The sequence below is a fragment of the Cellulomonas sp. genome, assembly GCF_036279715.1.
Taxonomy (GTDB): Bacteria; Actinomycetota; Actinomycetes; order Actinomycetales; family Cellulomonadaceae; genus Cellulomonas_A.
The window spans coordinates 1-9,710 of sequence record NZ_DASUIR010000160.1 but is presented as its reverse complement, the minus strand read 5'-3'; the positions used below and the strand labels follow the sequence as shown (position 1 = coordinate 9,710).

General features: G+C 72.7%; 9 protein-coding genes. All 9 read left to right on the top strand.

Going from position 1 to position 9,710, the window contains the following annotated elements; translation table 11 throughout:
• A partial coding sequence (locus VFW79_RS14935; protein WP_414647995.1) for a flagellar biosynthetic protein FliQ occupies positions 1–98 on the top strand: 98 nt, incomplete at its 5' end.
• 20 nt (positions 99–118) lie between these two features.
• Positions 119–889 (top strand): flagellar biosynthetic protein FliR, encoded by a 771-nt coding sequence (locus VFW79_RS14930; RefSeq protein WP_329678085.1) that lies wholly within the window; start codon positions 119–121, stop codon positions 887–889.
• Positions 886–2,046 (top strand): EscU/YscU/HrcU family type III secretion system export apparatus switch protein, encoded by a 1,161-nt coding sequence (locus VFW79_RS14925; protein ID WP_329678084.1) that lies wholly within the window; start codon positions 886–888, stop codon positions 2,044–2,046. The genes VFW79_RS14930 and VFW79_RS14925 overlap by 4 nt, the downstream gene beginning before the upstream one ends.
• Positions 2,043–4,100, top strand: a complete 2,058-nt coding sequence (gene flhA, locus VFW79_RS14920) for a flagellar biosynthesis protein FlhA (RefSeq protein ID WP_329678083.1) — start codon at positions 2,043–2,045, stop codon at positions 4,098–4,100. The genes VFW79_RS14925 and flhA overlap by 4 nt, the downstream gene beginning before the upstream one ends.
• Positions 4,078–5,223 carry a hypothetical protein gene (locus VFW79_RS14915; protein ID WP_329678082.1) on the top strand — a complete coding sequence of 382 codons (1,146 nt, stop codon included), beginning with the start codon at positions 4,078–4,080 and terminating at the stop codon, positions 5,221–5,223. Before flhA ends, VFW79_RS14915 begins: the two co-directional genes overlap by 23 nt.
• 58 nt (positions 5,224–5,281) lie before the next feature.
• Entirely contained in the window at positions 5,282–5,560 is a 279-nt protein-coding gene (gene csrA / locus VFW79_RS14910) for a carbon storage regulator CsrA (protein ID WP_329678081.1), read from the top strand.
• Positions 5,561–5,612: 52 nt separating this feature from the next.
• Positions 5,613–8,096, top strand: coding sequence for a chemotaxis protein CheA (locus tag VFW79_RS14905; protein WP_329678086.1), 2,484 nt, complete (start codon positions 5,613–5,615; stop codon positions 8,094–8,096).
• Positions 8,093–8,509 (top strand): chemotaxis protein CheW, encoded by a 417-nt coding sequence (locus VFW79_RS14900; RefSeq protein ID WP_329678080.1) that lies wholly within the window; start codon positions 8,093–8,095, stop codon positions 8,507–8,509. The genes VFW79_RS14905 and VFW79_RS14900 overlap by 4 nt, the downstream gene beginning before the upstream one ends.
• 74 nt (positions 8,510–8,583) lie before the next feature.
• Positions 8,584–9,710: methyl-accepting chemotaxis protein (locus VFW79_RS14895; protein ID WP_329678079.1), on the top strand; the 1,127-nt coding region annotated here is incomplete at its 3' end.

Here is a 9,710-nt window from a genome sequence, read left to right as displayed (position 1 = left end):
CGGTCGCGCTGCTCGTGTCGGGGCACTGGATGATCTCGGAGCTCGTGTCGTTCACGCACGAGCTCTTCGCCCGCATCCCGTCGCTCCTGGGCGGCTGAGCGCCGTGCAGCCGTTGGCGATGACCCTGCCGCTGGGCTCGGTGGAGACCGCGATGCTCGCCGGGGTGCGGATCGTCGCGTTCCTCGTCATCGCGCCGCCGTTCTCGCACCGCGCGGTGCCCCGCCGGGTGCTCGCGATGCTGTCGATCGGTCTCGCGCTCGCGGTCACGCCGCGACTGCTCGCGGGGGACCCCTCGCGCGCGGTCGCGACGACGGGACCGGGCGCGTACCTCGGCGCGCTCGTGGTCCAGGTCGTCGTCGGCGCCGGGCTCGGGTTCCTCGTGGCGCTCGTGTTCGCCGCCGTGCAGTCGGCGGGCACGTTCATCGACCTGTTCGGCGGGTTCCAGATGGCGGCCGCGTTCGACCCGATGAACATGACGAGCGGCGCGCAGTTCCAGCGGCTGTACCAGCTGACCGCGGTCGTGCTGCTGTTCGCGACGAACGGCTACCAGCTCGTCATCGCCGGGCTGATCCGCACGTTCGACGCGCTGCCGCTCGGGGCGTCGCTCGACCTGAGCGTCCTGGCGCACGCGGCGACGGCCGGGGTGTCCCAGATGTTCGTCGCGGCCCTCCAGATCGCCGGGCCGCTCGTGATCGTGCTCTTCCTGACCGACGTCGGCCTCGGGCTCCTGACCCGCGTGGCCCCGGCGCTCAACGCGTTCGCGCTCGGCTTCCCGCTGAAGATCTGGATGACCCTGAGCTTCGCGGCGGTCGTCTACCTCGCCATGCCGCACGTCGTCGACGGCCTCGTCACCAAGGCCGTCCGCACCGTCATGGGGGTGACGGGATGAGCAGCGACGGTCAGGACCGCACCGAGAAGGCCACTCCGCAGCGGATGAAGGACGTCCGCGGCAAGGGTCAGCTCCAGCGCTCGCAGGACCTGTCGGCCTGGGTCGGCCTCGCCGCGGCGGCGATCGCCATCCCGGCGGTCCTCGCGGCCGCACAGACCGCCGCGACCCACCAGCTCATGGCGATCCGCGACATCGCGGTCGAGCCGAGCGCCGAGGTCGCGGTGGGTGCGCTCGACGACGGCCTGGGCTCGCTGCTCGGCACGCTCACCCCGATGTTCGCGCTCGTCGTGATCGTGACGATCGTCGTGGCCGCGGCCCAGGGCGGCGTGTACCCGCGCAAGATCACGTTCCACGGCAAGCAGCTCGCGATCTTCCCGGGCATCAAGCAGCTGTTCACCGGGCAGACGTGGTGGCAGGGCGCCAAGACGGTGATCAAGTCCGCCGTCGTCGGCCTGGTCCTCTACTCGGGCGTGCAGGCGCTCGTGCCGCTGCTCGCGAGCACGGGCCGGCTGTCGTTGGCACAGCTGCTCGGTGCCGCTGCCGGGGGGACGACATCGTTGATGCGCACGGGCATCGCCGCGGGCATCGGGCTCGGGATCCTCGACGTCGTCGTCGTGCTGCGGCGCAACCGCAAGAAGACCCGGATGACCCTGCGCGAGGTCAAGGACGAGAACAAGCGCTCTGAGGGAGACCCGATGCTCAAGGGCGCGATCCGGTCCAAGCAGATGGCGATGAGCCGCAACCGCATGATGGCCGCCGTCGCGACCGCCGACGTCGTCCTCGTCAACCCGACCCACGTCGCCGTCGCGCTGCGCTACGAGCCGGGCACGGGCGCGCCGCGGGTCGTCGCGAAGGGGTCGGGCGCGGTCGCGACCCGGATCCGGCTCGAGGCCGCCGAGAAGCACGTCCCGATGGTCGAGGACGTGCCGCTCGCCCGGGCGCTGAACAGCGCGTGCGAGCTGGGCGACGAGGTCCCGCAGTACCTCTACACCGCGGTCGCCCGGATCCTGGCGTTCGTCATGGCCCTGCGCCGCCGCGGCTCGGCGCTCGGCCAGCACCGCCTGCCGACCGGTCCGACCGAGCTCCCCCCGGAGGCCGGCGACCCCGACGTCCGCCGCCGCAGACCCCCTGTCCGCACCAGGAAGGCCCAGTCGTGAAGAACCGGTCAGTCGCGCAGTTCGCTGTGCCCGTCGGAGTCGTGGGGATCGTCCTGCTGCTCGTCGTGCCGCTGCCCGCAGCGCTGCTCGACGTGCTCATCGCGCTCAACATCACGATGTCGCTGGTCATCCTGCTCACGAGCATGTACGTGCGACGCCCGCTCGACTTCTCGGTGTTCCCGTCGCTGATCCTCGTCTTCACGCTCTTCCGGCTCGGTCTCAACGTGGCGAGCACGCGGCTCGTGCTGCGCGACGGGTACGCAGGCCAGGTCATCGACGCGTTCGGGCACTTCGTCGTCGGCGGCTCGCTCGTCATCGGGCTCGTGATCTTCATGATCCTGGTGGTCATCCAGTTCGTCGTGATCACGAACGGCGCGGGCCGCGTCGCCGAGGTCGGTGCCCGGTTCACCCTCGACGCGATGCCCGGCAAGCAGATGGCCATCGACGCCGACCTCAACTCGGGCCTCATCGACGACGACCAGGCCCGGCAGCGCCGCGCGGACGTCGCCGCCGAGGCCGACTTCTACGGCGCGATGGACGGTGGGTCGAAGTTCGTCAAGGGCGACGCGGTCGCCGGGATCATCATCACGGTCATCAACCTCATCGGCGGGTTCGTCATCGGGATGGTGCAGATGGGCATGAGCGCCGGGGACGCCCTCCAGCGCTTCAGTCTCCTGACCATCGGCGACGGTCTCGTCACCCAGATCCCGGCCCTGCTGCTGTCGGTGTCGACCGGCATCGTCGTCACGCGCGCGTCGGCCGAGGGCGACATGGGCACCGCGGCGGCCAAGCAGCTCCTGCAGAGCCGGTCGGCCCTGATCATCGCGGGCATCGGAGCGATCGCGCTCGCGCTCCTGCCGGGCATGCCGAAGGTGCCGTTCATCCTGGTCGGCGGCGGGCTGCTGATCGTCGCGCAGCGCATCAAGTCGTCCGACGCGCGCGACGCGCTCGAGGTGGAGTCGAGGAACGTCGCGGAGACCGCGGCGCCGTCCCCGGACAGCCCCGAGCAGCTCATCGAGCAGATGCGCGTGCACACGCTCGAGATCCTGCTCTCGCCCGACCTGGTCGACCTCGTGGGCTCGGGACCCGAGCAGGACCTGCTCGTCCGCGTGCGCGCGCTGCGCCGCAAGGTCGCGATGGACCTGGGGATCGTCGTGCCGCCCGTGCGGACCCGTGACTCGGTCGACCTGCCCCGGTCCACCTACGTCGTGCGGATCGCCGGCGTCGAGGTCGGTCGCGGCGAGGCCCCGGCAGGCCGGCTGCTCGCGCTCGGCGACGACCTGGGGAACCTGCCCGGCCACGCCGTCGTCGAGCCGGTCTTCGGGCTGCCGGGCAAGTGGGTGCCCGCCGAGATGCGGCACGCCGCGGAGCTCGCGGGCGCGACGGTCGTCGACCGGGTCTCGGTGCTCATCACGCACCTCGGCTCGATCATCGCGCAGAACGCGCCCCGGCTCCTGGGCCGCGAGGACGTGCGGGTCCTGACCGAGGGGGTCAAGCAGGTCAACCCGTCGGTCGTCGACGAGCTGATCCCGGGGCTCCTCACGCTCGGCGAGGTCCAGCGCGTGCTGCAGGGCCTGCTCGCCGAGGAGGTCGCGATCCGGGACCTCTCGAGGATCTACGAGGCCCTGACGCTGCGCGCCAAGGTCAGCACCGAGCCCGAGCGGCTCGTCGAGGCCGCCCGCATGGCGCTCGGCCCCGCCCTGACCGCGCAGTACGCGCACGACGGGACGTTGCGGGTCGTCACGCTCGACCCGACGCTCGAGCAGTCGTTCGTCGAGCAGCTGCGGCCCACCGAGACAGGCACCCAGCTGCTCGTCGACCCGGTCCGGCTCGACGCGGTCCTCGACCAGCTGCGCGCCGCGGTGAGCCGGGGCGAGGCGTCCGGGCAGCCCGTCGTGCTCGTGTGCGCACCGGCGCTGCGTCCCGCGCTGCACCGGCTCGTCGCGATGGCGCTGCCACGCACGGCCGTGCTGTCGTACGGCGAGGTCACCGGTGCCGGGGTCCAGATCGAGTCCATGGGGGTGGTGACCGGTGTCCACGCGATTGCTGCTTGAGGGCGGCGACCTCGCCGAGCTCATGGTCCACGTGCGGGCCGAGTTCGGTCCCACGGCGCGCATCATCCGGGCCGACCGCGTCCGCTCGGGCGGGCTGGTGGGCTTCTTCGCCCGGGAACGTTACGAGCTGACGGTCGATGTCCCCGACGAACCCTTCGCGCGGCCCCGGGCGATGCGCGTCCCCGCCCCTGCCCTGGCCGGACCCGTGGGGATCGACGCGCTGCTCGCGGCCGCCGACGCGGCCGAGGCGCGCACGCAGATCGGTGGCGCCGGGCCGATGCCTGGCGTCGGCTCCAGCGCCGGTTCGCCGCTCGTCTCGACCGGTGCCGACGCGTTCGCGTCCGTCCTGGAGCAGGTCCGCGCCATGACGGGTGCCCAGGGACTGACCGCCGACGTCGAGGTCCCGGCCGCGCTCGTGCGGGTCTTCGAGCCGATGGTCCCCGAGCAGGTTGAGGCGCAGGTCGCACCGCCGACGGGCACGAACCGGTCCGCGCTCCTCGACCTCGGCGTGCCGGAGCGGATGCTCGCCGGCGTCGCCGCGCCGGCGCCGTTGTCGGTGCTGCTCGCGAACGTGCCGACGGCGCCCGACCTGCCGCGGGCCCCGGGTTCGGTCGTGGTGGTCGTCGGTGCTGGGCGGGATGCCGCGGCGGTCGGCGCACAGGTGGTGGAGCGCCTGCGCCTGGCCCCGACGTCGCTCGTGGTGGCGGGGGAGGGGGAGCCGTCCACCGGGCGGGTCCGGCGCCTCACCGACACGGCCGCGGCGGCGCGGTGGCGGGTCCTGCCCGATGGCGGCCAGATCCGGGTCGTGGCCCTCGCCGTCGGCCCCGACGCGCGAGACCGGGGCGTGGCGGCCGAGATCCTCGCGGCGCTCGACCCGGACCAGGTCTGGGGCGTCGTCGACGCGCGCACCAAGCCGCGCGACAGCGCACGCTGGCTGACGGAGGTGGGGCAGCGGCGACGGGTCGACGCGCTCGCGGTCCGCGGCCTGTTCGAGACCACGCAGCCGGGCACGGTGCTCGACCTCGGCGTCCCGGTCGCCTGGTTCGACGGGATCCCGGCCACGGGTGTCGCCTGGGCCGCAGCGCTCAGCCAGCACATGCAGCCCGGCGTCCGCTGGGACTGACCTGCGCGTCCCGACGCCGGGTCACGTCGTCGCCCGGATCGGCGGGTAGGGTCGGGGAATGCTGGTCCTGAGCCGTCGAGTGGGCGAACGCCTCATGATCGGCGACGACATCGTCGTCACCGTCATCGAGGTGCGCGGCGACGGTGTGCGCCTGGGGATCGACGCCCCCCGCGAGGTGCGCGTGCACCGCGCCGAGGTCCTCGAGGCCGTCCAGGCAGCCAACGTCGCAGCGAGCGCGGTCGACGACGACGCGGTCGCCCAGCTGCGGAGCCTGATCCCCTCGACTCCTCAGCCCCCCGAATCCCTCACGCAGGAGACCCAGCCGCCGATCGGCTGAGTGCTCGCCCCGGGACCGCCGGCGCGGGCCCTGGGAGGCACGCGTGGAGGACATGGACGAGATCGTCCGCGAGTTCTTGGTCGAGAGTCACGAGAACCTCGACCAGCTCGACCAGGATCTGGTCGCGCTCGAGAGCACCCCCGGGTCGCGCGAGCTGCTGAGCAGCATCTTCAGGACGATCCACACGATCAAGGGCACGAGCGGCTTCCTCGCGTTCTCGCGCCTCGAGCAGGTGACGCACGTGGGCGAGAGCCTGCTGGTCGACCTGCGCGACGGGCGTCGCTCGATGGACCAGTCGACGACCGACGTCCTGCTACGCCTGGTCGACACCGTGCGCGACATCCTCGCGGCGATCGAGCACGACGGCACCGAGGGTGCGGTCGTCGTCGACGACGTCATCGCGGCCATCGTCCAGGTCCAGGAGCAGGTGCCCGGCGAGGTCGCCGCCGCACCGGCCCCCGTCGCCGAGGTCCCGGCCCAGCGGTCGGCCTCGGTCGAGCCGACGCCGGCACCCGTCGTCGCGGTCGCGGCGCCCGAGCCATCCACTCCACCCACCCCGCCCGCGCCGGTGGCGCCCGAGGACTCTGCCGAGCCCGAGGACGTCACCGAGCCCGAGCTCGACGACGAGCCCGAGGTCGAACCCGTGCCTGAACCAGTCGCCCCGAAGGTGGTCCCCGCCACGACGGTGCCGAGCGCTGCGCCCGTCGTCCCGTCCCCCCGGGCGGCCGCGCCTGCCGCAGCACCGGCCCCCGCCGCCGCCCTCGAGGAGGCCGCGGCCCCCCGCACGAGCGCCGACTCCTCGATCCGCGTCGACGTCGGGCTGCTCGACGCGCTCATGCGTCAGGTCGGCGAGCTCGTCCTCGCGCGCAACCAGATCAGCCTGCTCGCCTCCGGGGCCGACGACGTCGAGCTCTCGCGCAGCGCGCAGCGCCTCAACCTGATCGCCGGTGAGCTGCAGGAGGGGGTCATGAAGACCCGCATGCAGCCCATCGACCACGTGTGGTCGAAGATGCCGCGCGTCGTGCGCGACCTCTCGGCGCAGTGCGAGCGTGAGGTCGCGCTCGAGATGATCGGCGGCGACACCGAGCTCGACCGCGGTCTGCTGGAGGCGGTCAAGGACCCGCTCACGCACCTCGTGCGCAACGCGGTCGACCACGGCATCGAGCCGCCCGCCGAGCGGGTCGCCGCCGGCAAGCCCGCCAAGGGCGTGCTGACGCTGCGCGCGTTCCACGAGGGCGGTCAGGTCGTCGTCGAGGTGGCCGACGACGGCCGCGGGATCGACGACGAGAAGGTCGCCGCCAAGGCCCTGCAGCGGGGGCTGCGCACCGCGGACGAGCTCGCAGCGATGGGCCCCTCGGAGATCGTGCAGCTGCTCTTCCTGCCGGGCTTCTCGCTCGCCGACACGGTCACCAACGTGTCCGGCCGCGGTGTCGGGATGGACGTGGTGCGCACCAAGATCGAGGCGATCGGGGGCACCGTCGACGTCGAGACGGCCGTCGGCGAGGGCACGGCCTGGCGGCTGCGCATCCCGTTGACGCTCGCGATCATGCCCGCCCTGACCGTCGAGTGCGCGGGTGACCTGTACGCGGTGCCGCAGGTCAACCTGCTCGAGCTCGTCGCGCTCGACTCGCAGCGCACCGACTCGGCGATCGAGTACGTGCAGGCCGCGCCGGTCTACCGGCTCCGCGGGGAGCTGCTCCCGCTGGTCTCGCTCGCGGCGGTGCTGCGGGTCGACGGGCCGGCCGGTGCAGCGGGCGCTCCGCCGCGGTCGGGCAACCAGGTCATCGCGGTCGTGCAGGCTGACCAGCAGCGCTTCGGCCTGCTCGTCGACCGCGTCCTCAACACCGAGGAGATCGTCGTCAAGCCGCTGTCGTCGCGGCTGAAGACCCTCGGGGTCTATGCAGGCGCCACGGTGCTCGGCGACGGTCGCGTCGCGCTCATCCTCGACGTGCAGACCATCTCGCGACGCGCGCTCACGAGCGACGTCGACCTGCGCCGCGCTCGCGCCTCCGCCGAGGTCGTCAAGACGGTCGCGCTCGAGCAGGTGCTCGTCGTCGGCATCGGCGGCGACCGCAGGGTCGCCATGCCGCTGGCCTCGGTGGCGCGGCTCGAGCACGTCCGGCTCTCCGAGGTCGAGCTCGTGGGCGGTCGTGAGGTCGTGCAGTACCGCGGCACGATCCTTCCGCTCATCCGGCTCGACCGCCTGCTCGGCGGGTACGGCTCCCTGGCGGACCCGAGCGACGAGCTGCTGCTCGTCGTCTACCTCGAGGCCGGGCGCAGCGTGGCCTTCGTCGTCGCCGAGATCCTCGACATCGTCGACGACGACCGCTCGCAGCACTCCGACATCGAGGACGCGGGCCTGCTGGGCTCGACCGTCATCGACGGGCACGTGACCGAGCTGCTCGACGTGCGGGGAGCGGTCCTCGCCGCGGACCCGACGTTCTACGACGTCCGGGTCGACGCCTCGGCGGTCGATCCGGAGCCCGGCTCCGCCGGCGCCGTCAGCCGCTACGACCTCGTGGGAGCAGTGCGATGACCCAGTACGTGACCTTCACGCTCGGCGGTGCCCTGTACGGGGTGGACGTGACCCGCGTCCAGGAGGCGCTCCGCGCGCACACCCGGACGCGGGTTCCGCTCGCGCCGGTCGACGTCGCCGGCCTCGTGAACCTGCGCGGCCAGGTCGTCCTCACGATCGACCTCCGCCCGCGCCTCGGGGTGGCGCCGCTCGAGGTCGACGCCGAGCCGATGATGGTCGTCGTCCAGGTCGACGGGGAGCCTGTGAGCCTCCTGGTCGACGAGATCGGCGACGTCGTCGAGGTCGGCCCCGAGCGCTTCGAGGTGCCGCCCGACACGCTCGACGTCGGGCTGCGCCGGCTCATCACGGGCGCCTACAAGCTCGACTCGTCGCTGCTGCTCATCCTCGACGTCGACCAGGCCGTCGCGGCCTGACCTCACCTCCTCAGCAACACCCCGCCACCGACCCTGGCGGGAGTGCAGCGCCGCACCGAACCGGGAGAAAGCCCATGGCTGCCACTGTGACCCTGCCGGACACCGCGCCCGACGTCCTGGGGCGCGCGCCGGAGTCGCCCGCCCGGCCCGCGCGGCCGACGGCCGGGCGCCAGGAGCCCGCCGACAGCTCCCCGACAGTGCGTCGCACGGGTTCCGTCCTCGGCCGCCTCAGGGTCGGCACGAAGATCATCGGGGTCATCCTCCTGCTGGCTGTCGTCGCGGTCGCGTCGGGCGCGTATGCGGTCGTGGAGCTCCGCTCGCTCGCGGCCCAGACCGAAAGCCTGTCGGTGATCCAGGAGCAGCTCGTCCACAACCGCGGCACCGTCCACCAGGACCAGCTCAAGGCGCGCATGATCGCGGCCCAGATCGCCGCCGTGCAGACCTCGGAGGCGAAGGACAGCTGGGTCGCGAAGCAGAAGGACAACGACGCCGAGCTCGAGGCTGCGGCGCAGGCGTACGAGTCTGCGATGGGCGGCGTCGCCGTGACCCAGGACTGGAAGGACTTCCGGGCCAACTACGCCAAGTGGCTCAGCTTCCGCAACGCCCAGCTCGTCCCTGCGGGCATCGCGGGCGACGGTGCGTACTACGAGCAGCTGATGGCCAAGGCGAGCCAGCCGCTCATCGACGTCTACGTGGCGAACCTCGACAAGGTCGAGACCACGACCACGGCCTACTTCAACTCGACGGCCAGCGACGCCCAGGCGGCGGCCGACCGTGCGGTCGTGATCCTCGTCGCGAGCCTCGCGGTCGCGCTCGTGCTCGTCCTGATGCTCGCGTTCCGGATCTCGTCGTCGATCCGGCGCGGGGTCGGGGCGGTGCAGCACTCGCTCGAGGCGATGGCCGACGGCGACTTCACCCTGGCCGCGGACGTCGCGACGCAGGACGAGATCGGCCAGATGGCCCGCTCGCTCGAGAAGGCGCAGGTCTCGGTCCGTTCGACGCTCGCCCAGGTCGTCGGCACGGCTGAGGCCGTTGCTGCGGCGTCGGAGGGGCTGTCGGCGTCGAGCTCGCAGGTGTCGGCGGGCTCGCAGGAGACGAGTGTGCAGGCGGGGGTGGTGGCGGCTGCGGCGGAGCAGGTGTCGCGCAATGTGCAGACGGTGGCGGCGGGGGCGGAGCAGATGGGTGCCTCGATCCGGGAGAT

Bases quoted from the DNA above. Each gene is read 5' to 3' on its own strand.
- VFW79_RS14905 (WP_329678086.1), top strand. From the start codon at position 5,613: ATGGACGAGATCGTCCGCGAGTTCTTGGTCGAGAGTCACGAGAACCTC.
- VFW79_RS14900 (WP_329678080.1), top strand. From the start codon at position 8,093: ATGACCCAGTACGTGACCTTCACGCTCGGCGGTGCCCTGTACGGGGTG.
- VFW79_RS14930 (WP_329678085.1), top strand. From the start codon at position 119: ATGACCCTGCCGCTGGGCTCGGTGGAGACCGCGATGCTCGCCGGGGTG.
- VFW79_RS14925 (WP_329678084.1), top strand. From the start codon at position 886: ATGAGCAGCGACGGTCAGGACCGCACCGAGAAGGCCACTCCGCAGCGG.
- csrA (WP_329678081.1), top strand. From the start codon at position 5,282: ATGCTGGTCCTGAGCCGTCGAGTGGGCGAACGCCTCATGATCGGCGAC.